Consider the following 24,350-nt stretch of genomic DNA (forward strand, 5'->3'; position numbering starts at 1 on the left):
CTCCGGTACAATACCGAAGCCATCTCATAGCAGCTTAAAACGTTAAGGGTGCTTTTATTAAACTGTCCAAACTCTAGGGCTCAGTTCACTGAAGAAGGCGTATGGTCATTTACTCAATGAAAATTTAGGTCAATTTTGGTTTAAATAGTCCTCAATCATCACCCGATGCGAACCGACGATTTGCTCCGGTAAATCTTTCAAAGAGAAATACGTTAACGCAACACTTTCTGCGCTAATCCGCAACGTTCCGGTCGTTTCGGAAGCAACGTAAGCGAGCGAAACGCTTTGAAAGACATCGCCGTTCGCAAGCGTCGTGACATAATTTTTTCCGGAATAGACACCAAGCAAAGTCAGTTTTTCGGCGATAAGTCCCGTCTCTTCTAGCAATTCACGGCGTGCGGTTTCATCTGTTGATTCAGCCCATTCCATCAGACCCCCCGGCAGTCCGAACCGGGCCTGTGCTTCATTCCGTTGCTCGAGCAAAATATGTCCGTCCTTGACGACGAGAACGACGGCACCGACGAGAATTAGCGGGGTATGTCCAACCTGTTTACGGAGTGTTTCCACGTAGTTCATCGGGACACCTCCTGATGAAACGGACAGCCGCTTGGAACGCTTGGTTCTTCCGCTGGAGCAGAACGGGCGAAGAAATTCGGTCGTTTGACGGTCGGATCGAAATCTTTGTGGAAGACATGCGTCGCGGCACCGCTCATGGGCGGTACGAGCCAGGACCATTCTCCGGTTACGTCCCGTTCACAGGCCGCTTCATTTTTTTCGAACCGGGCAAATTGTTTCGTCGCCGTATGATGATCGACGATTGTCACACCGCTCCGTTCAAACGAATCAAGAACGGCATAATTGAGCTCGACGAGTGCTCGGTCCTTCCATAACGACCGCTCCCGTGACGTATTCAGTCCAAGTTGTTTGGCGACCAGCGGCAAAAGATCGTAGCGGTCAGTATCGGCCAAATTTCGGGCACCGATTTCTGTTCCCATGTACCAACCGTTGAATGGAGCACACAGATAGGAAATACCGCCGACTTCAAGCCGCATATCGGAAATCATCGGCACGGCATACCATTTGATTGTCCGGTCCCCAAACAGATTTTGCTCGGGGTGTTGAATCGTGACTTCCAGCACCAGTTCATCCGGAATCGGATGCAAACTGACTTGGCCGTCGAGTTCAATCAGTAAGGGTAAGATATCGAAATCGGTTTTAGATCCGCTCCATCCGAACGACTCACACAACTGAGTGAAGGCGATTGAAGCCGAATCCCCAATGATACCGTCCGGGGTGTCATATCCGGCGTAACGGATCAATTGATGGTTCAAGACACGGACCCGGTCGGGATCGAAAATCGTAAGGGTCGAACGGATCCGGCCTTCGTTGGTCGCATACGAAATGTGACGGAACAAGGCATCCCGGACCGATTCGACTGTCAGCGCATCGCGGGCATCCATGACGTGAAGTTGATCCCAAAAAAGGCGTCCGATACAGCGGTTGCTGTTCCGCCAGGCGAGTTTTGCTCCATACGTAAGTTCTTGAAGCGTTTGCGTATACGTACCTGTCCGCAAAATTTCTTCGCGCACTTCATGCAGGCGATGTGCCTCTTGCGGGTATTGTTCTATATAGTCATAAAAAAAGCGTTCGGCTTCAGTGAGTAAAGTAGACACGGCGTAAATCCTTTCTTTATCCAACACGACGATGGTTCTTGCTTCAGTGTACCGTTTGCTTGCGCTTTGTGCCAAACGATAATCGTTAAACGCTTACTTACAAGTTCAAAAGACGTTAAAAGTTTAGAAAGTGTATGGAAAGGGGGATAGAGGAGAGAACTATTCGAAAGTGAGGAAATTGTTATGTCATTATTAAAACCTGTATTTGCCCGATTTTTTGGCGAAGCCTTTTTTGATAAATCGGCTCAGCTTGCTTATTATCTGATGTTGTCCTTATTCCCATTTTTATTATTCGTAGTGGGCCTTGTGTCTTTTTTACCGTTCACATCGGGTGACGTCCTCGATTTGATCCGTCCGTTTGCTCCGGCGGAAACCTATGATTTAATCCGGAAAAATGTCGTCGGGATTTTTGATAACGGGGGCCTGAAACTGGCCTCGATCAGCTTCCTGGCAGCCTTTTGGCTCGCTTCGATGTCGGTCCAGTCACTGGTCCGTTCGTTAAATGATGCGCTAGAAGTCACGCGGAAAGTGCCGTTTTGGAGAGGGTTACTGCAGGACTTTGGTTTTACGGTCGGAATGATGATTATCTTACCGATGTCGCTTCTCGTTCCGGTTGCTGAAAAGTTAACGCGGCGTTTCATCACGCATTTTGCGATCGTCAATGATGTCGTCACGAACTACTCCTGGATTTGGTTTTTATTCCGTTGGGGACTCGGATCACTGTTCCTGTTGGTCTTCTTCATTCTGCTGTATCGTGTTTTACCGAGTGTCCGGTTGACAGTCCGTCAAGTCTTACCGGGTGCGTTGTTTGCGACAATCGCCTGGCAGGCTGTTTCTGAATTCTTCTCGTATTACGCGGAATTCGGCAGTTACGACCGTTTGTATGGACAACTGGCCGGAATCATCGTCCTGATGACGTGGTTCTATTTGTCATCTGTCGTCCTGATGCTCGGTGGATTGATGAACGCTGAACGGATGCGGCAAAAGAAAGAAGCAAAGGTCTTAAAACCCGAAAAAATCAAACAAGAGACTGTCCGTTAAGGGTAGTCTTTTGTTTGACGTTGACTTACTTTTTGATAGAAAAATACACCGATTAAACCGGTCGTAAACAAGGCAAGCAGAAGTAACGAGAGTTGTTCAAAATGCGTGGTTTTTAAGAAGACGCTCGCTGCAACAGCGGCATAAAAACTGCCAAGACTCTTTTTGACGAATTGACTGCTGAAGAGATTGAGGAATGACGCGCCGAGCGGTGAGCCGATGAGTGCTCCGATGATTAGAGCGATCCCTAAAGCAAGCGGTGCCTGTGTACCTGACATGAAATAACTCGTAACGCCGCCGAGTACAATCAACGTAGCTGCCGCAATACTTGTTCCGATTGCTTGCTTCAGCGGGAAACGCACCCATCCCATCAAAAGCGGTGTCAATAAGAATCCACCGCTGACGCCCATCAAGGACGACAGGATTCCGGCAGCGGTTCCGATCGCGACCAGTTTATAGAACGAGGCGTGCGGCACAGGTGTCTCCCGAATGACTTTTTTAGCCGGTTTCAAAAACTGGATGGCAAACAGCAGGAGCAGAACGATGTAAAGGGTGGAGATGACCGTATCCGCACCGCTGTGCCGTTCCATCCAAAAGACGACAGGCGTAATCGCGGCGGAGCCGATGATACCGGAAACGCCGATCGTAACAGCATCCCGCAGGTGAAAGTTATTTTGACGGAGATGGGCAAAGGTGCCTGTTACCGTCGAACCGAGTGTCAAAAGTAAACTTAAGACGATTGCGGTGCTTGGGGTGTATCCTAAGATCAATAAAAGAGGGGTCAGGATGATGCCTCCGCCGATTCCGAAAAAACCGGAGAGAATGCCGATTGCGGCTCCAAGTACGAGAAAAAGTAATAAATCCAAGCGTATTCCTTCTTTCTGTGAAGTGATACAGATGACTCTACGGGGAAAGTAATGATTAGGAAAATGAATTATACTGATGGTAACGATTAGAAAAATAAATGAGGTGAATCCATGAATTTTAATGAACTGAAGACCTTCGTCGCGTTGGTCGAAACCAAACATTTTACGAAAACAGCGGACCGCTTATACATTTCACAGCCGACGGTTAGTCTCCATTTAAAACATCTGGAAGAACATTTCGGACAAAGTTTGATTCATCGCCATACCTTTAATAAGACGATTGAAATCTCGGAAGCGGGATGGATTGTGTACCGGCATGCCAAGGAAATTTTGCACCAAGCGATCCGGCTCGAGCAGGAAATGGATGAGTTGGAAGGCATTACACGCGGGACGCTCAGAATCGCGGCCACACATACGATCTACGAAGCGATGTTAGAAGAGATGATTCACGACTTTTTGCTGGTCTATCCGGATGTTTCCGTCGATGCGCGCGTCATGAATCAGGAACAAGTCGAACAGGCCTTGCTCCATTACGAGATTGATTTAGGTATGGTAGAAGGACTGCATCGCTCGCACCAAATCGAAGCCATTCCTTTTGCGACAGATCGACTGCGCATCATCGGTCATCATCAGCTGGTTCCGGAACAGGCAACCTGGATTTACCGGGAAGAGGGATCAGCCGCACGTTTAGCACTGGAAACGTGGTTGCAGACACAAGCAATTGTTCCGAAGCGGATAATCACGGTATATTCCAACCGCTTAATCAAACAGTTAATCAAAAATGGAACGGGAATCTCAATTCTTTCGGAACGCTTGGCGGGAAGCCTGCTCGAATCAGAACGGTTTCAGACACACGATGATTCGCAGATTGATCCAAGGATGTTTCAATTCATTACACTTAAAGGAGAGACGACCCGTCTGTCTCAAAAATGGATCGATCAACACAGTAAGTCCGAATAAAAACTTTTTCGTTGACATATACCCCTATAGGTATTATTGTATGGAATGTAGCCAACAGATATGACACAGGTCACACGGTAAAAAGGAGAGTGTTCTTCACATGGAAAAAGTGTACGAAGACAAAATCATTCATCGGATGAACCGGATTGAAGGTCAGCTTCACGGCATTAACCGGATGATGAAAGAAGAGGCATCCTGTAAAGATGTTGTTACTCAACTGAGTGCGACACGGAGCGCGATTGATCGTGTCATTGGACTTGTCGTGAGTGAAAATCTCATCGATTGTGTCACGAATGACGAAACAGCTGATAACCACGAACAGTCTGTAGCAGAAGCTGTTCAACTGTTATTAAAGAGTAGATAAAAAAATTTACAACGATTAATACCCCTTAGGGTAAAATAGATGGAGGAATTTTTCAGATGTCAGAGATTAAAAAAACAACGATTGTCTTGTTCAGTGGAGATTACGATAAGGTCATGGCAGCGTATATCATCGCCAACGGCGCAGCCGCTTACGACCATGAAGTGACGATTTTCCATACATTCTGGGGATTAAACGCCATGCGTAAAGACGAACCGATTCAACCGGATAAAACATTACTTGAAAAAATGTTCGGTAAATTCATGCCGCGCGGTGCCGACAAGATGCCGCTTTCCAAAATGAACTTCGGTGGTGCCGGTCAGAAGATGATCAAAAACGTCATGAAAAAACACAATGCGATGCCGCTTCCCGATTTAATCGAACTGGCAAAAGAGCAGGATGTAAAACTGGTCGCTTGTACGATGACGATGGATCTGCTCGGCTTAAAGCAGGAAGAACTGCATGATGGGATCGAATATGCCGGCGTGGCAGCGTATCTTGCTGATGCTGAAGACGGAAACGTCAACCTGTTCATCTAATTTCGAGGAGGATTGATGCAAGTGGATATCTTGAACATCGTATTTCTAGTGATTGTCGCTTTTCTCGCTTACCGGATGTTCGCCCCGACAAAAGGTGTCAACAAATTGTCGGCGTCCGACTTAAAGCAACGGTTAGGCGACCGGACCCGGTTTTATTTGGATGTCCGGACACCGGGTGAGTTCAAAGGAAATCACATTAAAGGATTTAAGAACATTCCGCTCCAAGTCTTGCCGACGCAACTCGATAAGATTCCGAAAGACAAAGAAGTCATCGTAATCTGCCAGAGTGGCATGCGCAGTAAACAAGCGGTCAAACAATTAAAAAAAGCCGGATATACGCAAGTAACGGAAGTGTCAGGCGGAATGAATGCTTGGCGTTAAAAAACACGAGGAGGAATAACAAATGAAACGATTCACAGCAAAAGAAGTACAGGAAAAGCTAGAGAACGGAGAACAACTTAACATTATTGATGTCCGTGAAGTGGATGAAGTCAAAGAAGGTAAAATTCCAAATGCGATTCATATTCCACTCGGTCTCGTCGAATTCAAAATGAACGAACTCGATAAGAAAAAACAATACGTCATGGTTTGCCGTTCCGGTGCCCGCAGCGGCCGTGCCGCAACGTATCTTGAAGGACAAGGCTATGATGTCATCAATATGGATGGCGGGATGATGGCGTACGAAGGTAAAACCAACTAATTTTTTTAATTTTAATTATACCCCTATAGGTAAAAGGAGCGAATACTTTTGCAGACAATCAAAACAGATATCGTACTTGATGCACGTGGTTTAGCATGTCCGATGCCGATTGTTCGGACGAAAAAAACGATGAAGACAATGGAACCGGGTCAAGTCGTAGAAGTTCAAGCGACAGATAAAGGATCGACGGCTGATCTTCGGGCCTGGGCCAACAGTACAGGCAACCAATACCTTGGAACGATTGAAGATGGCGATGTTCTACGTCATTACGTCCGGAAAGCTTCCGGTAATGATCAGGAAGCGCCGGCATTTCAAAAAGTCGTCAACAACGAGACGGTCGAAGCCGTTTGCGGCAACGCGGATATAATGATTCTGGATGTTCGGGAAACGGCGGAATACGCCTTTTCACACATCCCGAGTGCCGTCAACATTCCACTCGGTGAACTGGAAGAACGTATCGAAGAACTCGACTCGTCGAAAACAATTTATGTGGTCTGCCGGACAGGAAACCGCAGTGACTTAGCTTGCCAACAACTCGACGCTAAAGGATTTAACGTTCAAAACGTCGTTCCGGGGATGAGTGACTGGAAATACGACACAAATCAAACCGTTTAATTCGTAAATTACGATCAGGAGGAATCAGACAGATGGCACAAGCAATGACTACAAAAGAAGTCACCCAAAAAATCATTCGCCGTGAAAAAATGTTTATCTTGGACGTCCGGAATGAAGACGCGTTTCAAGACTGGAAAATTGAAGGCGAACAATTTTCTTATCTGAACGTTCCATACTTTGATTTACTTGATGGTGTGGAAGACATACTGGATCAACTGCCGACCGATCAAAACGTACTCGTCGTCTGTGCAAAGGAAGGATCGTCGATTTTCGTTGCGGATTTGTTGGAAGAAGCAGGGCGGACGGTCTCGTATCTCGCAGGAGGAATGAAAGCCTGGAGCGAACACCTCGAACCAATCTCACTTGGATCATTAAATGAAACCGGTGCAGATCGTGGAGAAGTCGTTCAGTTTGTCCGCATCGGGAAAGGCTGCCTGTCTTACATGATTATCTCGGAAGGCGAAGCCGTCCTCGTGGATGCAACGCGTATGACAGATGTTTACCTCGACTATGCAAAAGAACGTCAGCTTGAAATCACACATGTTTTTGATACACATCTTCATGCCGACCACATTTCAGGTGGACGTGAAATTGCGGAAAAAACAGGCGCGACATATTGGTTGCCACCAAAAGACGCGCCAGACGTCACATTTGATTATGCAGCGCTCGAAGATGGAAGCCACGTTCAGGTAGGAGATACACAAATTGATGTACGGGCACTTTATTCCCCGGGACATACGATCGGATCGACTTCGTTCGTTGTCGATAATCGTTATCTCCTGACGGGCGACATTTTGTTTATTGATTCAATCGGGCGTCCTGATTTAGCCGGTCTCGCAGAAGACTGGGTCGGTGACTTAAGAGACTCGCTCTACAACACGTACCGTGAACTGTCGAAAGATCTGATTGTTCTGCCTGCTCACTTCATGTTAATCGAAGAATTAAACGAAGACGGCAGCGTCGCAGAAAAACTCGATGTATTACTTGCCAACAATCATGGCTTGAACATCGAAGACGAAGAAACATTCCGGAAAATGGTGACAGAAAACTTGCCGCCGCAACCGAATGCGTACCAGGAAATCCGTGAGACGAACATGGGGAAACAGACACCGGATCTCGAAGCACAACGTGAGATGGAAGTCGGTCCAAACCGATGTGCCGTTCGCTAAACTAAAAAAATCACTTCAGGAGGAATTACAATTATGAAATCAGAACTCGTATTAGATGCAAAAGGACTTGCATGTCCAATGCCGATCGTTAAAACAAAAAAAGCAATCGCCGGACTCGAATCCGGACAGATTCTTGAAATCCATGCAACCGATAAAGGGGCTAAAAACGATTTACAGGCATGGGCAAAATCAGGCGGCCATGAGCTCATCAAACACGAAGAAGATGCCAGCGTTTTAAAATTCTGGATCCAAAAAGGGTAATTCAAGTTGAAGGAGGGCTGGCGACAGTCCTCCTTTTTAAAGGAGTGAATTAAATGGAAATTGGATTTATCATTACCATTTTTTTGATTGGATTCGTTGGATCATACATTTCAGGAATGCTCGGAATCGGTGGTTCAATCATCAAATACCCGATGCTGTTATACATTCCGCCGTTGCTCGGATTCGCTGCCTTTTCGGCCCATGAAGTGGCGGGAATCAGTGCGATTCAAGTCTTTTTTGCGACGATTGGCGGCGTTTGGGCTTACCGGAAAGGCGGTTATCTCAACAAGTCATTAATCGTAAGTATGGGTGGGGCCATTTTAATCGGAAGTTTTATCGGTGCCTACGGATCAAATGTCTTGGCGGAAGATACCATCAATATCGTCTACGGAATACTGGCGTTAACGGCAGCGGTCATGATGTTCGTTCCGAAAAAAGGACTGGATGATATTCCGCTCGATCAGGTTCGGTTCAACAAAACAATTGCGGCGAGTAGCGCGTTCATCGTCGGAGTCGGGGCCGGAATCGTCGGTGCGGCGGGAGCATTCTTACTTGTTGCGATTATGCTCGTCGTTTTAAAAATCCCGACCCGGATGACGATTGCTTCGTCGCTCGCGATTACCTTTATTTCGTCAATCGGCGCAACGGTCGGAAAGATTACGACAGGGCAGGTCGATTGGGGACCGGCGGCTGTCATGGTCGTCGCCAGTCTGATTGCGGCACCGCTCGGCGCAATCGCCGGGAAAAAGATGAACACGAAAATACTGCAAATCATTCTCGCTGTCCTGATTTTAGCGACAGCCGTCAAAATTTGGATGGATATTTTATGAAAGAATACAAAAAAGCGATACTTTGCTTGTACGTCAGCAAAGTATCGCTTTTTTTGATGAAGCTACAAACGGCTTTTTTCAATGACATCGACAAGTTGCCGTTCGACATCGAGTGCGACTTGTTTTAACTCGTCTTCTTCCACCAGACCAATCAGTGAGGTCGGGCGCGGCATGCCGATTTTCGTTTGTCCATCTTCCGTATAGACAGCGAGTTTACACGGCAAAAAGTAGCCGGCCCGCCGTTCCGCCGACAAGACACGATGGGCTTCTTTCGGGTTACAAACTTCAAGGATATGATACTGGTCGTCAAACGGTAATTCTTTTTCAGCGAATTTCTTCGCCAAATCAAACTCCCATAAGACACCGAACGAAATCTCAGCAAGTGCTGTCTTCAGACGTTCAATCGTTTCTTCCGTTGAATGATTGGAACTGACCGTGTAATCAAACATAAATACCCCTCCCGGTTTTTTAGATGTCTTAGATTTATTTCCCTCTTTTGACAGGATGAATCGTCTTTTTTGAATGTGCCGAATGAAGGCAGACCGGGCGACAAACTGTGTGAAATCAAGGTACATTAGAAAAAAGACATCTGCCCGCGGGTGAACGACGTAAGCTTAAAAAAGGAGGCGGAGGGAGATGAAGAAACGAATGTTGACGATTGTATCAGTCGTAGCATTGATTGCGATCATGATTGGCGGCTACTTTGTTTTCCAGCAACAACAGGCAAAATCGAGTGGGAGCAAAGAGTTGTCGTATACAAAAGAAGAAACGGCGATTCTCGCCGGAGGATGTTTCTGGTGCATGGAGCCGCCGTTTGAAGAGTTAAAAGGGGTGAAGTCAGTAGTTTCCGGTTATACCGGCGGAGAGGTGAAAGATCCGACGTATAACCAGGTATCGGCGGAGACAACCGGTCACCGGGAAGCGGTCCTGATTACGTTTGATCCGGATGTCATTTCGTATAAACAACTGCTGGATGTGTACTGGCGTCAAATCGATCCAACCGATCCGAACGGTCAATTCGTCGATCAGGGGGAGTCGTATACGACAGCGATTTTCTATACGAATGCGGAACAAAAACAGATTGCGGAACAGTCGAAGAAGGATTTGGCTGCGAGCGGTATCTTTGATAAAAAAATTGTCACACCGTTGATTGAAGCCGGTCCGTTTTACGAGGCGGAAGCGTATCATCAAGACTATTACTTGAAGAGTGAAACGAAATATAAATTCTACCGGGCTGCATCCGGACGTGATGAGTTCATCAATCAATATTGGAATGATCAGCCAAAACTCGATCTACCGAAGTATTCAAAATTGACCGACGATCAAATCAAAGCAAAATTGACGGATATTCAGTATAAAGTCACCCAGGAAGACGGAACGGAGCCTGCTTTTGATAATCCGTACCATGACTTAAAAGCAGACGGGATTTATGTCGATTTGATTTCCGGTGAACCGTTATTTTCATCAAAAGACAAATTTGATTCGAAAACCGGCTGGCCGAGCTTCATCCGACCGTTAGAAAAAGGAAATATCATTGAAAAAAGCGACTTTGCTTTAGGAATGAAGCGGATGGAAGTCAGAAGCCGGCACGGAAATGCCCACCTTGGTCACGTCTTTAATGACGGTCCCGAGTCGACTGGTTTACGTTATTGCATGAACTCGGCTGCTTTACGGTTTGTGCCGAAAGCCGACCTTGAAAAAGAAGGGTACGGTCAGTATGCTTCTGAATTTAAATAATCAGCTAAAAAGGGATTTTTCACTTTCGTGAAAAATCCCTTTTTCTTTCGAAAATGTAAGGTAGCCGCTCCAAAAATAACTATCCATTTTATCCAAATATTGTTTATACTGTAAACAATGTAAGATCATATCTTGAGGAGGAACATCGTGAAAAAGTTAACGATTTGGCTCATGCTGAGCTGTTTGATTCTGACACTCGGAATCGGACCGTCAGCTGTGAAAACGGCAGCGGCAAGTGAATTGTCGGAAGCCGTCTTATTAAAAGCAGGTCAGGAAACGGTTCTTAAAACCGGAGCCGAAAAAAAGAATACATACTGGTACAAGGTCGAACACCAGGCCGGGATTGAAAAAACGGCGACACACTTTGAATTATCAATCGATACGGATCAGCCGATTGAAGTAACGGCTTACCCGAGTCAGGAAATGGCATCAAAAGACGAGACCTTTGACCGTTACCGCGGATATGCAGAACCTAACGATAAAGAGGTTACAAAAATTGCTGTTCCTTATGCCTGGGACGGACCATACTACGTCAAGGTCGATTATTATCCAGAAATCGAAGAAGACAAGTCGGTCAAACCAGCCAACGTCAAGTTGACATACAACAATGTCAAACTGGCGGTCGAATACGAGCCGATTAGTGATATGAGCTGTATGGCGGAAGAAGCACTCAAACAAACATCAGATGAAAAACCGATGCTTGCCTTGATGCACGCCATTCAAAAACAAGTACTGAGCCAATCGGAACAAGGTCGCAACTTAACTTCGTTGTACTATAAGGCTTCACCATACGTCGTTAAAACGTTGTTGTTCAACAAAGATAAACGGACACAAGCCTACGAGGATTTAAAATCGTTGAAGCCGGCTATGACAGCTCTTGTCAACGGTACAGCGTACACATTGACAAAAACCGATCAGGCAGCCGTCAATCGCTTATACGCATTGACACGTGACGCATCACCGGAAGTCATCGCAACGGAAATCAATCAAGTCGCGAAAACGGCGAACATTGAAACGATCGGCGGTTCAGACTTAACAGAAGCGTTTAAACCGTTCGGTATTCAGGTTAAATCAGAAGCGAAAACACGGTTCATCGTGAAGTTGAAACCGGGTCATACCGAGCGGACGATGAAAATCGCCGGTACACAGGCAACAGACGTTGAGAAGTTATCGCTGGGTAAAACAGGCGAATTCGTCATCGTCACGGAAGATCCGACAGTTAAAAATCAGTCGGCAGCAGTCCTGAAACAATCATTGAAAAAATCAAGTGCTGTTGAGTATGTCGAACAAGTCCAGACATACCGGGCAACAGGAGATATCAACTATGACTACCAATGGTCGCTCAATCAAAAGTCGATGGTTGAACAGTTCCCGGATGCAGGAATCGGATTCGAAAAATTCCTGAAAAACAATGCTGGTCAAAAGTTGAAGCCTGTCACGATTGCCGTCATTGATACAGGAGTCGATTACCGCCTCAAGGATCTCCAAGGGAAAGTTGATATTGCCCAGGAAAAGAACTACGTTGATGTGAATGGAAAAGGTGATGCCATTGACGATAACGGTCACGGTACGCACGTCTCGGGTGTCATTGCAGCCGCTCTCGAAAACGATTACGGCATCCGTGGTATCCATCAGTCGGCAAAAATTCTTCCTGTTAAGGTATTGAATGCCAACGGTGAAGGGGAAACGGATGCGATCGCCCTCGGAATTAAATACGCGGTCGATCACGGAGCAAAAATCATCAACATGAGTCTTGGCGGCGGGGAAAGCCGGACAATGGCATACATGATGAAATATGCGGCAGATCACGGTGTAACGGTCGTCGCGGCGTCAGGTAACGAATACGATTCAATGGTCGGCTTCCCGGCGAGCTCAGAGTACGCGATTTCGGTCGGAGCAACGAATCCGCTCGGTATGGTCGCTGATTACTCGAACTACGGCATCGGACTTGATGTCGTCGCACCAGGTTCAAAAATCGCAAGTCTTGTTCCGGACGGAAATACGGTCTACATGGACGGAACAAGCATGGCAGCTCCGCACGTTGCAGCGGTTGCCGGCATTTTGGCATCACTCGATTCTAAATTGACACCAAAACAAATCGAGACGATCTTACGGACAAGTGCTGAGCCGCTTGCCTTTGAAAATCCAAATGACTGGTACGATGAAGAAGACGATATGGAAGATGAGTATCCACCGGGTTATGAGAAAGAACGGACACCAGACTTCCCGGCTTTCGTCAGTCCGGTATCGGGATACGGAAAAGTCAACATCACACGTGCCATCTCGCAATTGCATTTAAACGGAAAAGTCAATCCGGTCTATGACAATCAGCTTGTTGTCAGCGGACAAGTCAAAACCGGAACAAAAGTTAAAATCACGACAGTCAAGACAACAATGATAAACGGTAAAGAAAAGAAAGAAACGATTACTTTAGCAAACACAACAGCTAAATCCGGTAAATACAGTGTGACGATTCCGCGTCAGGAAAAGACGACTGTGTTGACGATTCATTACACGAACGGTCTGGATGTCACATCGGAACGGACGGAAGTCTTGCCAGGGAAAGCTCCAGCTGCCCCGAAAGTGAACCGCGTATTGGCCGGAGCGACGAAAGTCACCGGTACCGCGATTGCGAACGGTAAGATTACGGTAAAAGATCCGAAAAACAAAGTAGTCGGAACAGCGGTCGTCGACAGCAAAGGGAAGTTCACGGTTAAAGTTAAAGCACTGCAACCAAACACCCGTCTTGCCGTCACGGTCAAAGACATTGCCAACCGTTCGAGTAAAGCCACTGTCGTAACAGTTCTTGCTCCTCCGGCCGCGCCAAAAGTGAAGCCGGTAACAGCTGGTCAAACGAAAGTAACCGGTACTGGTGAGAAGAAAGCGCATGTCTATATCCAAAATGCGAAGAAAAAAGTCATTGCCAAAGGAACGATCACTTCTAAAGGAACGTTCTCTGTAAAGATTGCGAAACAAAAAGCAGGAGCGAAGCTATATGTCTACCTTAAAAATGACTTGAAACAAACAAGTCCTAAAACAGCAGTTGTCGTCAAAAAAGCGAAGAAATAAGTCTTAAAAGCACCCTTTTTCGGGTAAAACGAAAAAGGGTGCTTTTTTTTGATAAGTTATCTTACTTTTAAAGTATTTTTTTTGAAAATATGTTACTTTTAATTGATTCGACTATTTTTTAAAAAAGCATCATTCGAAGCGAATGATGAGGAGGATATTTCATGATTAATTGGATTCGGAGACGAATCGGGCGGCAACTACTGGCAGTATTATATGTCTTACTGTTTTTGGTTTCGATGACTTCCTTTATGGTTTATGGTTATATGGAAAATCGAATCGAATCATCACGCGATAACTTAGAAGTCATCAGCGAACAAAATCGTCGCGCAGATCATTTATGGGATAACTGGCAGAACGTCCAGTTTGGTTTGCGGGGATTTGTCATTTTCGGTAACCAGGAACGTTTTGATCAAATCCAGGAGCTACGGACAGAAATCAAAAGTGAAACGGATTGGTTTACCCGTAAAGCCAAAACGGATGAAGAAGAAGAATTTGCCGCCCAAATGACGAATATGTACAACTTATATTATGGAGCCTTGTTTCCTTTGACCCAGTCGTACGTAAATGAAAAAAAGGCGAATCAAATCAATGAAGATTTTTTACAGGGTGACAGTCTGTTCTCATTACCGATTGCTAAACGATTGGTGGAACAAGGTCAATTAAAACAAACAGCGGACGGTTCAATTGATGTCGAACCGGATATTGAAAAAGCATCTTCGGCATTAAATGAATACCGGAATAATTTACAACAACAGCAGGATACAGCCGTTGCCAACCTGCGGAGTGAGGTCGCAAAAACGAAATGGGTTTGGATTTCGAGTATCTTTGTCCTTATTATCTTTATTTTACTGTTTGTTCATCCGTTCCTGAAACGAATGACGAAACAGTTATTACGCCTGATTGAGGACAATCGAAAGCTGTCACGAAACGAGCCGATTGAGATGGATGTCATGGAGCGGCGGACAGATGAGATTGGCATGTTGCGCTCATCCTTTAATCAGATGGCTGTGACGACCAATCTACACAAAGAAGAGATGCAGAATAAAAACGAAGAGTTACAGGCACAGAGTGAAGAATTACTGGCCCAACAAGAAGAATTACAATCGCAACAAGAAGAACTCGAAGAGGCGTATCAGGCGACGAAACAAAACGAAGAGAAGCTGAAGATGCGCAGCGAATTAACGGAAGCACTCGCTGTCCGGGAAACAGTCGAATCGTACCCGGCGATTGTTCAAAAAATGTTGGATATCACTTCATCCGAATATGGAGCCTTGTTGTTGTATGACGATGGCGTTTACATCGGTGCGACGACGAACGGCATGAAGATACAACAGGTTCAATCCTTACTGGATGATGAGAATTCCTTATTGAACCGGATGCGGTTAGGGACAAAAGTCGTTCAGTCGGAAAAACGGGTTTCGCGGACAAACGACACACCATACAGCTTCAGTACGTATGAAGTTGCTTTGCCGATTTATGATCCATCGACGCATCAGTTGATGGCTGCCGTCTACATGGTTCGTTATCAGTCTCCATACCAGTCGCAACAGTTGGCGGATATGCGTGAGTTCTCGCAACAGATGACTTTATCCCTGTTGCGGACGCGTTCATATGACGAGATGAAGCAGGAAAAACAAAAGACCGAGCAGGTACTTGACTCAATCCGGGAAGCGATTATTTATCTGGAAGACGGAAATGATGAATTATACGTCAACCGTCCGTTGTTCGAACTGATACCGGAGCTGCAATCCGAATTTACGAGGGATCGGACTTTATCGTCGGCCAGTTATGTGATTGAAGTGATGCGTAATATCGTCGATGATGTCGAACGATTTAACGATTATTTGGACTTGATCCGGTCCGGGGAAGTTTCTCCGGATAAAGTTCAATTTGATGTCCGTGGTAATTCCGCACATCTTGAAGTATATGCAGAACGAATCGATATTGAAGGTGGTTGGAAAGGGGTCATCCTCGTCATCCGTGATATTACCCGGGAAACAGAAGCAGACCGTCTGAAGACCGAACTTGTTTCGACGGTGTCTCACGAATTGCGGACTCCCTTGTCTTCGATTTACGGATTCACGGAATTGATGCTCAATCGGGAGATTGATGCGATAAAACAACAGAAATATTTGTCGACGATTCATAATGAAACGGAACGGCTGTCGAATTTGGTGACCGATTTCCTCGATGTTCAACGGATGCAATCGGGTGGACAACGTTACCAAATGGCTCATCTTGATTTGTATTCGATTGTCGATCAAGTGATTGGTGTCTATAAGGCGTCAAACGGACTTCACGATATTCAGCTTCACTTGTTGAGTGTAGAACGACCGGCGATTATTGGAGACGAAACACGGATTAAGCAGTTGCTGAACAATTTAGTCAACAACGCCATCAAGTATTCACCGGACGGTGGACAGGTTGACATTACAGTCAGCACGGATCAGGAAAATGCGACGATTCAGATTACCGATCACGGTATCGGGATTCCACAATATGCCTTTGCCCATCTGTTTGATAAATTTTATCGTGTGGATAATTCAGATACACGACGAATCGGGGGTACGGGACTTGGTCTTTCGATTTGTAAGGAAATCGTCAAAGAACATGACGGTGTGATTCATGTCGAATCGACTGTCGGAAAGGGAAGTACCTTTACGGTCGCCCTGCCGTTGCACGCATTGGAAAATGTCTAATCTAAACAGGTATCGGATTGCTTCGGCAACCGGTACCTGTTTTTGTTTTACAATAATTTTTCAAACGCTGAGAAAAAACACAAGACGTTCAGTGAATATTTAAATATAATGAAGAGATAGTTAAAAAACAGAAAGATTTGCCGATAAACATATAGGACAAACGAACTAGGACAAAAGAAAGGGCGTGGACGATGCATAAACTAATCTATACCATCATCGGCGGATGGGTGATGTCTCATTTGTTATGGTTAGGAATCATCGGCACATCATCGGATCTTTCGAGAACAGGGAACAGCCTGTTCATGATTCTAGGCGCGGTCCTTTCGACGATCATGTTGGTAGCGGCGGCGCGGCGTCATCCGAATCGTCCCATTACGCAACGTCTATTTTTACTGCTCTTATTCGGAAATATGTCGCTGGCGATGGGCGAAACGGCAGAATTGATCGTGTCCCAACAGCACTTGGAACGTTCCGGAATGTTTGATGGAATTGATTTAATATTCAGTCTGCAAATCGGATTTTATTTGCTGGCTTTTTGTTATTTTTTAATCAGTCGCCGTTCAGAAGTGAATTTACGATTTTTCCTATTTGATGAACTCATCATTTTGATTGTGACAGGGGCGATTTCCTGGCATTATCTCGTCACGCCGTATTTGGAACAGGCGGAACTGTTCAGCATGGAAACACTGTTATTACTCCGTTATCCATTAGGAGATCTGTTGTTACTGGGTGGGATGCTGATCCTGTTCTTTGGTGTCATGAAACGTGGAAACAGTATCCCGCTTCTGATGATATTGATTGGTTTTCATCTGCAGTTGATTGCGGATTTATTATACGTCATTTTGGATCGAACCAGTCTTCCGATTTCTTTGATGTGGTTGGATCCGATTTGGATTGCGACCGTCTTATTAATTGGCGGGGCAGGACTGTTATTTGATGTCGATGAACGACCGATTGGATTTAACGTCAACCGGCGGATTCTGGACGGGATTCGTCTCGTGACACCGTATGTCTTCCTGTTGATTTTGTTTGTGACAATGGCACGTCAAGCCGTCAGTTGGAATGGTTTAACGATTGGTTTAATGATTGCCATTCCTTTATTGATTTCAAGGCAGGTTCGGATCGTGATGGACAATCAACGGTTGCGGGAAAATCTTGAGGCGAAAGTCGAGGAGCGGACGGCAGCACTCGAACAGGCGTTGGAAGAGATGGAGCATATGGCTTATCATGACGCACTGACGAATTTACCGAACCGGTATTTGTTTGCCCGCTTGTTCAAGGAGGAACTTCGCCGGGCGGAAATTCATCAACGATTTGTCGGTCTGTTTTTCATCGATATTGATCATTTTAAACAAGTGAACGATACATACGGCCATCAAATTGGAGATCAGTTGATCATTGATATCGCCAACCGTCTTGAAAAAAAATTGCCGCATAATACGGTCATCTCCCGACAAGGTGGGGATGAGTTTGTTTTACTGTTATTTGATGTCAAAGACGAATCGGACATCGAAGCATGTGGCCGACAGCTGGTTCAGTTATTCGAACGACCGTTCATTCTGAAGGACACGCCTGTCTTCATGACGGCAAGCATTGGCGGCGCTGTCTATCCGACGCATGCGACTTCCCGGACGGCATTAATCGAACAGGCGGATGTCGCGATGTATGAAGCGAAGCGGCGCGGGAAAAATCAATTTCATGTGGAAGTCTGAATCAAGCAAAGAGTCCCTGACAACTGTCGGGGACTTTTTTTGACTCATTTCATCTTACTTAGTAATTTTTCCAAAGCAGCCGGACTAGTCACCTGCTCATTGCAATGGTCACTGTCGATACAAATATAGTTTCCGATTGCCCGGTATTGATCAGCGGATTGATTCGTCCGGGCGGAGACGAGAGTGACATCACTGTATTGATTGCAGATGGTACAGATACCTTTTTGAATCGTCGGCAGATACGTGCCTTCGATTCCGATCCATTCTCCTTTCAAAGGATAGACGAAAAATTTCTTTTTATTTCCGGTGTCGTTCCAACTTAAATAGGTCGTCTTAAGAAAATCGATCGAGTGAAGGGGCGGGTGCCGTAACTTCTTCGTTTTTCGGAACAGTTGCTGCAGTTGCGTCTCGGTAATCGACGGGAAAGACCGCACGACTGGTTGAATATCCTCAAGATACGAGGTGGAATCTGCCTCGGTTTGAACGGTTCGAACGACCATCAATAACGCCTCCTGTTCGGCAGTCAAAACCGGAAGCAAATCAAAGATTTTTTTAGAAGCGCTGTAAATGACGGCGTCCCGGACGTCCGGATCATGGACAGCGCTTAACTGTTGAATCATCGAGTCGATCTGGCTGCGGATAAAATTATACTGAAATGGCTGAATGAAAGGTTCCATTTTCCATCGCTCCTTTATAGTTCTGTATTCACGAAAATACTTTCATCGAAACGGCATTTTTTTGTTTTCTTCAAGCAGTGCACGGGAAATAAATACCTGAGGAGGTGTACGGGAATGCAAGCATTGACCGGACTACGCCTGTTAAATTTAATCAGCTTTTTATTTGTTTTTTTAGCACGTGTCGTCTGGTATGAGGCACCGACCGGAGAACCTCTTGCTATTGTGCCGGCATCGTTTACGGATGCGGTGTTTGGTGTTGTCTATACGACTTTGCTGATTTGGTGTATCCGGCCTGTACAAGCCTATCCGGCTGACCGGACGTTGATTTTTGATATCAGCGGCTGGTTTGTGCTGACGATGCTCGGATACGGGGCGGGCAGTATCGTCGGTCCGCCGTGGGAACTGGTGTTGACGACGATTTCATTCATCAGTTTATGTATCATCTATATGAAAGTACAACATCATCCGAACCGTTCCCCGTGGATGCGATTCCCATTTTCCGTATTTCTCGCCTGGTCGAGCATCCAGATTCTAATCTTACCATTTCGTATTTTGCGTGACTTCCGGTTTGAAGATTTGTTTGGACTGATGACGTCGGAGTGGGTGACGATCATGTTGATTTTATTTGCCTGTGGCATCGTATTTTTTATTTTCGTCCACACCGATTGGGTATTTGGTCTCGTCATGATTTGGTATTACGTCGGTCTGTTCTTTAATGGTCGGTTGACGGACTTTCAGCAAGGCGTGGCGGTCTTTAGTGTGATTGCCGTTCTGGCAGCGGTCATTCTGGTCTTTCGGAAACGCGACCGGCTGTTTGCCGAGGAAAAAAGACCGGTTTCATAAGAAAGCGGCAGTTGGTGTCATTGCTTTTCGGTTTTTGGGGTATATCCCTTATAGAAGTATAAAAGGGGGAAATGACCAATGGGGAAAAAACAGTTGATCGGAACATATGAGAATGAGACGGATTTGATTCGCCAGATTGAAGATTTACACTTTGCCGGATACCTGGAAGAAGATTTATATGTCGTTCTGCAGGATAAAACCGATATGGCGATGTTGCGTGGCCAATCGGCAGCCCAGCTTGTTTCGGGAAAACGGACATTATTTGAACGGTTTACAGGGAAGCCGGTGACAGAGGAAGAGACCCGTGAAGCGTTCGAATCCTTAGGACTGGCAGAAGGCGACATGGAACGGCATGTGGCAAGCGTCAAACACGGGGCTTATGTTCTGTTGGCGGATGAAGAAGGGGCAAGACGCCCTAAACCAGAACCCCAAAGTATTTTAGAGAGTGAACCGGAAGGCATCGAGGCCGAGCGGAAGCTTGACCACGAAAACCGGGCACTTGAGAACGAAAACGACCGGATGTTGTAATCGTGCCAGAGTGGAAAGGGTGAACGACGATGGATAGCCATTATCACACGATTTTAGTAGCAGTCGACGGCTCCAAAACAGCAGACTTAGCTTTTGAAAAAGCCGTTCAGTTCGCGAAACTCGATCAAGCAAAACTCGTCATCACACATGTCATCGATATTCAAACCTTTGCGAATGTCCGGGCGAACCAGCGCTTCATCGATCAAAATGTCACGGAGTACGCCCAGGAACTGCTTGATAAATATCAAAAACGGGCGGTCGAGGAAGGCGTAGCGGAAGTTGAACTGGTCATCGAAAGCGGGTCGCCGAAAACGCTGATTCCGAAAGTCATCGCACCGCGTGTCGGGGCAGGGCTGATCGTCTGTGGTGCTGTCGGAATGAATGCAATGGAACGAATCATGATCGGGAGTGTCTCTGAAAACATTACCCGTTATGCGAAGTGTGATATCTATATCGTTCGTCCGAAAACACTCAAGTGAATACCACACAAACAGGCTGTTTCGATGAAGAATCGAAGCAGCCTGTTTGATGTTCAGTGATCTTTTTAAGTTAATAAATAATAAAAAATGCCTAAGATGATCAAAATGACCGGCAACAAGACTAAATACATCCAGGACATGTTTTTGGCTGTCTGGCTGTTGCTGTACGTTTCTTCGTTTCGACTCTGTCCGACCATTACTGTAAAAATAAGTCCAAGTACACAGATTACTAAAGCAATCCAAAATAAGACGGTCATGTTTAGCCCTCCTTCAGTAAGATAAATCCTCTCTCCCATCATAACGAAAAGTGGGTGTAAATGTCAGAGTATTTGTGACAGTTTGGAGTTGACGCCATCTGGTTTAGGGGCTAAACTACTGATATGAGTTTAGGGGGTAAACTAATCATGAAAGAAAATCTTCGGGAAGCCGTTCAGTTATTTGAAGAAGTGATGATTCACGGGACGGAACGTGTCTTGAAATCAGTCGATTCACCGGTGTGGCGTCTCTATTCACCGGAGCAGCTGCATTTGTTAAAGCTGGTCGATAAATATGGACCGATTGCTTCCGGGCGGATTGCCGTCATCCAAGGAGTTCATAAAAGTGCGATTTCCAATCGTCTGAAAAAGTTAAATGAACACGGCTTGGTGGAAGTCGAACGTTCAGAAGATGATCACCGGACCAAGCGGATTATTTTGACGGATGCCGGAAAAGAAGTCGTCGAAGCATCCGATCAAGCGATTTACAGTTATTTGGAACAGTTGATTGATGGAAAGGTCGACGATGACGAAATTAAACAATTCATCGAGACGTTCCGAAAAGTCAAAGCCATTTTAAAGATTGAAGATTAAGTCAGAAAAACAGACAAAGAAGAGGTGGAACGGGAATGCGACAAATCGTCAAATGGCGTTGGCCAATCGTAATCGTCTTGTTGCTTGCGACAGTCGGATTATTTTTAGCGGCACCAAACTTATCAAAACAGGCGGAAGATGCGGGTGCCATTCAGCTCGCGAGTGACACGGATTCACAACGGGCAGCCGATATTTTAAAGGCAGCCGGTGCAAGTGAAGAAACGATTTCGCTGGTTATTCCGTTAAAGGAAGCCGTCACGAAACAAGATCGGACCGAAATCGGTCAAATCGTCAAAGATTTGGAGAAACTGGATAAACCGGTGACGGGAGTTCTCGATCCGTTTGAAAGTAAGGAAACGGAAGGACAATTGATTTCAAAAGATAAAAAAACGGTCCTCGTTCCGATTACCGTCGATGGTTCGCAGGAAGAAATCACGGCACTCGCCGAGGACATCCGGAGTGATCTTTTACCGGACGACCGGACGATTTATCTGACCGGTGAATCGTTGATTAATGCCGATGTTAATAAAAGTTCACAAGAAGGATTGAAACGAACGGAATTGATCACAGTCGGTCTGATTTTTGGTCTGTTGCTAATCGTGTTCCGTTCGATTGTCACACCATTCGTTCCGTTATTTGCGGTGGGTGTCACGTATTTAATGAGCCAATCGTTTGTGGCCTTTTTCGTTGATTGGTTCGGATTCCCTGTCTCGAATTTCACGCAGATTTTCCTTGTTGCGATTCTCTTCGGGATCGGGACGGACTACTGTATTCTGCTTCTCAGCCGGTACAAGGAAGAATTGACTGCCGGACACGATGTCGAGACAGCCATCGTCAACACATACAAAACAGCGGGACGGACGCTGCTCATCAGTGGTCTTGCCGTCCTCGTCGGCTTCTCGGCGATCGGTTTCGCTGATTTCCCGATCTTTAAATCATCGGTCGCCGTTGCGGTCGGGATTGCAGTCTTGTTACTGGTTCTCTTTACACTGGTACCGTTTTTCATGGCAACGTTAAAAGAGAAACTGTTCTGGCCGTCTAAAAATGCGGCGAGTCACCAAGACAGTCGTTTGTGGGCCCGCTACGGCGGATTATCGATTCGTCGTCCATTACTTGCGATGGCCATCGTCGCTGTCGTGACGATTCCAACCTTGTTCACGTATGATGACGATCTGTCGTTCAACACTGTTGATGAGATTGGTGCGAAATATGAAACGGTCAAAGGATTAAATGCCATTTCAGACGGCTTTGGTGCCGGTGAGTCATTACCGGTCAATATTATCCTGAAGGACGATCAAAATATCGTGACTGAAAAAACTGTTCCATATGCAGAACAGTTGAGCCGTGAACTCGTTAAACTGGACGGGGTCAAAGCCGTTCGCTCGATTTCGCGTCCGACGGGCGAAGTCATCGACGATTTATACGTCGATCAACAACTGAAACAAGTCGCATCCGGTCTGACGGATGCCAAAGACGGGCTCGGTGAAGTCGGCCAAGGTCTACAGACTGTGGAAGATAATCTGAAGACAATCAGCGGTCAGCTTCCGGCCGGTGACCAGGCGTCAGCAGGTGCAGCACAATTGCAGCAGGCCGCAGACGGTCTCGGTCAAATTAATCAGCAGTTAACGCTTGTCGGTCAAGGATTACAGTCAGCGGAAAACATTCCGCAAACTGTCGGGACACTAACAGCGTTATCCGGTCAATTGACCCAGATGCAAACGGGAATCGCACAAGCGGCAACCGGAATTGAAACGCAAGGCGCACAAGCCGGTCAACTCGGTAGCGGATTAACCCAACTGGCGGATGGTGTCGGATCTGCCAATGCAGGGCTTGGTAAAATCGAAGACGGATTAACGGAAGCTGCCGATTTCCTGAAAGAGATGGGGAACTCCAAAACGATTCGCGGTACCGGGATGTTCATTCCGAAAGATACCTTAGCGAGTAAAGACTTCGAACCTGTCATTGACCGTTATACGATTGATGATCAAACCGGTCTGAAATTCGAAGTCATCCTGAATGATGATCCGTATTCACCGGAAGCGATCGAAACGGTCGCTGCGATCAAGAAAACGACAGCGAGCACACTGAAAGATACACCGCTTGAACAGGCACAAGTTGCGTACGGCGGTATCTCAAGCATCAACAGTGATTTAAATGATACGTCTAAAGCCGATTTTTCACGGACGGTCGTCATCATGATCATCAGTTTGTTCATCGTCCTTGCGATCATGTTCCGTTCATTGATCATGCCGCTGTTTATGATCGGTTCGCTCCTGTTGACGTACTATACGTCGGTATCGATTGCTGAACTGATCTTCGTCAACGGTCTTGGTTATGACGGCATCAGCTGGGCCGTTCCGTTCTTCGGATTCGTTATGCTCGTCGCTCTTGGTATCGATTACTCGATCTTCCTGCTCGACCGGTTCCGGGAAGAAACGATTAATGGACTCGAGACGAATGAAGCGATGTATGTTTCGATGAAGAAAATGGGATCTGTCATCATCACGGCTGCCATCATCCTTGCCGGAACGTTTGGTGCGATGATGCCGTCGGGTGTCCTGAGTCTGGTTCAGATTGCAACAATCGTCATCACGGGTCTGCTCCTGTATGGATTAATTGTCTTACCGCTCCTGATTCCGGCAATCACGGTATCGTTCGGACCGGGTGTCTGGTGGCCGTTCCGTCAAAAGCAAAATAAGAAGTAAGTCGATTCGACTGGTCCATTCGGAAATCATCCGGATGGACT

General features: G+C 46.1%; 25 protein-coding genes. 19 read left to right on the forward strand and 6 right to left on the reverse strand.

The window, feature by feature from the left end:
- Positions 1-129 precede the first annotated feature (129 nt).
- Both KNP91_RS13745 and KNP91_RS13750 read right to left on the reverse strand, forming a co-directional pair.
- The gene (locus KNP91_RS13745; RefSeq protein WP_214850567.1) at positions 130-576 is read right to left on the reverse strand and encodes an NUDIX hydrolase; all 447 of its coding nucleotides are present in this window, start codon (positions 574-576) and stop codon (positions 130-132) included.
- The gene (locus KNP91_RS13750) at positions 573-1,673 is read right to left on the reverse strand and encodes a nitric oxide synthase oxygenase (RefSeq protein WP_214850569.1); all 1,101 of its coding nucleotides are present in this window, start codon (positions 1,671-1,673) and stop codon (positions 573-575) included. The genes KNP91_RS13745 and KNP91_RS13750 overlap by 4 nt, the downstream gene beginning before the upstream one ends.
- Positions 1,674-1,856: 183 nt before the next feature.
- Here KNP91_RS13750 and KNP91_RS13755 point away from each other — a divergent pair, with 183 nt between their 5' ends.
- Complete coding sequence (locus KNP91_RS13755; protein WP_012369253.1) at positions 1,857-2,714, forward strand: YihY/virulence factor BrkB family protein; 858 nt, start codon at positions 1,857-1,859, stop codon at positions 2,712-2,714.
- Here the strand turns inward: KNP91_RS13755 and KNP91_RS13760 are convergent.
- The gene (locus tag KNP91_RS13760; RefSeq protein WP_214766321.1) at positions 2,711-3,577 is read right to left on the reverse strand and encodes a sulfite exporter TauE/SafE family protein; all 867 of its coding nucleotides are present in this window, start codon (positions 3,575-3,577) and stop codon (positions 2,711-2,713) included. The two genes, KNP91_RS13755 and KNP91_RS13760, sit on opposite strands and share 4 nt — an antisense overlap.
- Positions 3,578-3,688: 111 nt before the next feature.
- Between KNP91_RS13760 and KNP91_RS13765 the strand changes: the two genes are divergently transcribed.
- From KNP91_RS13765 to KNP91_RS13805, 9 genes are all read left to right on the forward strand, one after another.
- Complete coding sequence (locus tag KNP91_RS13765) at positions 3,689-4,537, forward strand: LysR family transcriptional regulator (protein ID WP_214766320.1); 849 nt, start codon at positions 3,689-3,691, stop codon at positions 4,535-4,537.
- A 100-nt stretch (positions 4,538-4,637) separates the two neighbouring features.
- Positions 4,638-4,901 carry a metal-sensitive transcriptional regulator gene (locus KNP91_RS13770; RefSeq protein ID WP_214766318.1) on the forward strand — a complete coding sequence of 88 codons (264 nt, stop codon included), beginning with the start codon at positions 4,638-4,640 and terminating at the stop codon, positions 4,899-4,901.
- A gap of 56 nt (positions 4,902-4,957) precedes the next feature.
- Positions 4,958-5,437 carry a DsrE/DsrF/DrsH-like family protein gene (locus KNP91_RS13775; RefSeq protein WP_014969361.1) on the forward strand — a complete coding sequence of 160 codons (480 nt, stop codon included), beginning with the start codon at positions 4,958-4,960 and terminating at the stop codon, positions 5,435-5,437.
- 15 nt (positions 5,438-5,452) lie between these two features.
- Positions 5,453-5,818: a rhodanese-like domain-containing protein gene (locus tag KNP91_RS13780; protein WP_012369258.1), complete on the forward strand. Its 366-nt coding sequence runs from the start codon at positions 5,453-5,455 to the stop codon at positions 5,816-5,818.
- A 22-nt stretch (positions 5,819-5,840) separates the two neighbouring features.
- Positions 5,841-6,137 carry a rhodanese-like domain-containing protein gene (locus tag KNP91_RS13785; protein ID WP_012369259.1) on the forward strand — a complete coding sequence of 99 codons (297 nt, stop codon included), beginning with the start codon at positions 5,841-5,843 and terminating at the stop codon, positions 6,135-6,137.
- A 48-nt stretch (positions 6,138-6,185) separates the two neighbouring features.
- On the forward strand, positions 6,186-6,752 hold the full coding sequence (locus tag KNP91_RS13790; RefSeq protein WP_214850570.1) for a sulfurtransferase TusA family protein: 567 nt from the start codon (positions 6,186-6,188) through the stop codon (positions 6,750-6,752).
- A 32-nt stretch (positions 6,753-6,784) separates the two neighbouring features.
- Positions 6,785-7,921 (forward strand): MBL fold metallo-hydrolase, encoded by a 1,137-nt coding sequence (locus tag KNP91_RS13795; RefSeq protein ID WP_214766314.1) that lies wholly within the window; start codon positions 6,785-6,787, stop codon positions 7,919-7,921.
- 33 nt (positions 7,922-7,954) lie between these two features.
- Positions 7,955-8,182, forward strand: a complete 228-nt coding sequence (locus tag KNP91_RS13800) for a sulfurtransferase TusA family protein (protein WP_214766312.1) — start codon at positions 7,955-7,957, stop codon at positions 8,180-8,182.
- A gap of 53 nt (positions 8,183-8,235) precedes the next feature.
- Positions 8,236-9,012: a sulfite exporter TauE/SafE family protein gene (locus tag KNP91_RS13805; RefSeq protein WP_214850572.1), complete on the forward strand. Its 777-nt coding sequence runs from the start codon at positions 8,236-8,238 to the stop codon at positions 9,010-9,012.
- A 62-nt stretch (positions 9,013-9,074) separates the two neighbouring features.
- On the opposite strand, the gene KNP91_RS13810 is transcribed toward KNP91_RS13805, so the two are convergent.
- On the reverse strand, positions 9,075-9,461 hold the full coding sequence (locus KNP91_RS13810; protein WP_214850574.1) for a DUF302 domain-containing protein: 387 nt from the start codon (positions 9,459-9,461) through the stop codon (positions 9,075-9,077).
- A gap of 187 nt (positions 9,462-9,648) precedes the next feature.
- Here KNP91_RS13810 and msrB point away from each other — a divergent pair, with 187 nt between their 5' ends.
- The 4 genes from msrB (at position 9,649) to KNP91_RS13830 (ending at position 18,229) form a co-directional block, all read left to right on the forward strand.
- Positions 9,649-10,749 (forward strand): peptide-methionine (R)-S-oxide reductase MsrB, encoded by a 1,101-nt coding sequence (gene msrB / locus KNP91_RS13815; protein WP_214850576.1) that lies wholly within the window; start codon positions 9,649-9,651, stop codon positions 10,747-10,749.
- A 147-nt stretch (positions 10,750-10,896) separates the two neighbouring features.
- A complete protein-coding gene (locus KNP91_RS13820; RefSeq protein WP_214766305.1) occupies positions 10,897-13,818 on the forward strand; it encodes a S8 family serine peptidase in 2,922 nt (973 codons plus the stop codon).
- Positions 13,819-13,979: 161 nt separating this feature from the next.
- Positions 13,980-16,517 (forward strand): ATP-binding protein, encoded by a 2,538-nt coding sequence (locus KNP91_RS13825; RefSeq protein ID WP_214850579.1) that lies wholly within the window; start codon positions 13,980-13,982, stop codon positions 16,515-16,517.
- Positions 16,518-16,708: 191 nt separating this feature from the next.
- Positions 16,709-18,229 carry a GGDEF domain-containing protein gene (locus KNP91_RS13830; RefSeq protein WP_214850582.1) on the forward strand — a complete coding sequence of 507 codons (1,521 nt, stop codon included), beginning with the start codon at positions 16,709-16,711 and terminating at the stop codon, positions 18,227-18,229.
- A 44-nt stretch (positions 18,230-18,273) separates the two neighbouring features.
- On the opposite strand, the gene KNP91_RS13835 is transcribed toward KNP91_RS13830, so the two are convergent.
- Positions 18,274-18,906: a FusB/FusC family EF-G-binding protein gene (locus KNP91_RS13835; protein WP_214766299.1), complete on the reverse strand. Its 633-nt coding sequence runs from the start codon at positions 18,904-18,906 to the stop codon at positions 18,274-18,276.
- Positions 18,907-19,020: 114 nt separating this feature from the next.
- On the opposite strand from KNP91_RS13835, the gene KNP91_RS13840 reads away from it, so the two are divergent.
- The 3 genes from KNP91_RS13840 to KNP91_RS13850 all read left to right on the forward strand — a co-directional run bounded on the left by KNP91_RS13840 (position 19,021) and on the right by KNP91_RS13850 (position 20,756).
- Complete coding sequence (locus KNP91_RS13840; RefSeq protein WP_214766297.1) at positions 19,021-19,749, forward strand: hypothetical protein; 729 nt, start codon at positions 19,021-19,023, stop codon at positions 19,747-19,749.
- Positions 19,750-19,827: 78 nt separating this feature from the next.
- Complete coding sequence (locus tag KNP91_RS13845; RefSeq protein ID WP_214766295.1) at positions 19,828-20,277, forward strand: general stress protein; 450 nt, start codon at positions 19,828-19,830, stop codon at positions 20,275-20,277.
- A gap of 29 nt (positions 20,278-20,306) precedes the next feature.
- Positions 20,307-20,756, forward strand: a complete 450-nt coding sequence (locus tag KNP91_RS13850; RefSeq protein WP_114597045.1) for a universal stress protein — start codon at positions 20,307-20,309, stop codon at positions 20,754-20,756.
- Between the two features lie 65 nt (positions 20,757-20,821).
- Here the strand turns inward: KNP91_RS13850 and KNP91_RS13855 are convergent, their stop codons facing one another.
- Entirely contained in the window at positions 20,822-21,013 is a 192-nt protein-coding gene (locus KNP91_RS13855; RefSeq protein ID WP_012369273.1) for a hypothetical protein, read from the reverse strand.
- A gap of 147 nt (positions 21,014-21,160) precedes the next feature.
- On the opposite strand from KNP91_RS13855, the gene KNP91_RS13860 reads away from it, so the two are divergent.
- Both KNP91_RS13860 and KNP91_RS13865 read left to right on the forward strand, forming a co-directional pair.
- The gene (locus KNP91_RS13860) at positions 21,161-21,604 is read left to right on the forward strand and encodes a MarR family winged helix-turn-helix transcriptional regulator (RefSeq protein WP_012369274.1); all 444 of its coding nucleotides are present in this window, start codon (positions 21,161-21,163) and stop codon (positions 21,602-21,604) included.
- A gap of 35 nt (positions 21,605-21,639) precedes the next feature.
- Positions 21,640-24,309, forward strand: a complete 2,670-nt coding sequence (locus tag KNP91_RS13865; RefSeq protein ID WP_214850586.1) for an MMPL family transporter — start codon at positions 21,640-21,642, stop codon at positions 24,307-24,309.
- Positions 24,310-24,350 lie beyond the last annotated feature (41 nt).

Source organism: Exiguobacterium sp. s138 (assembly GCF_018618775.1).
GTDB lineage: Bacteria > Bacillota > Bacilli > Exiguobacteriales > Exiguobacteriaceae > Exiguobacterium_A > Exiguobacterium_A artemiae.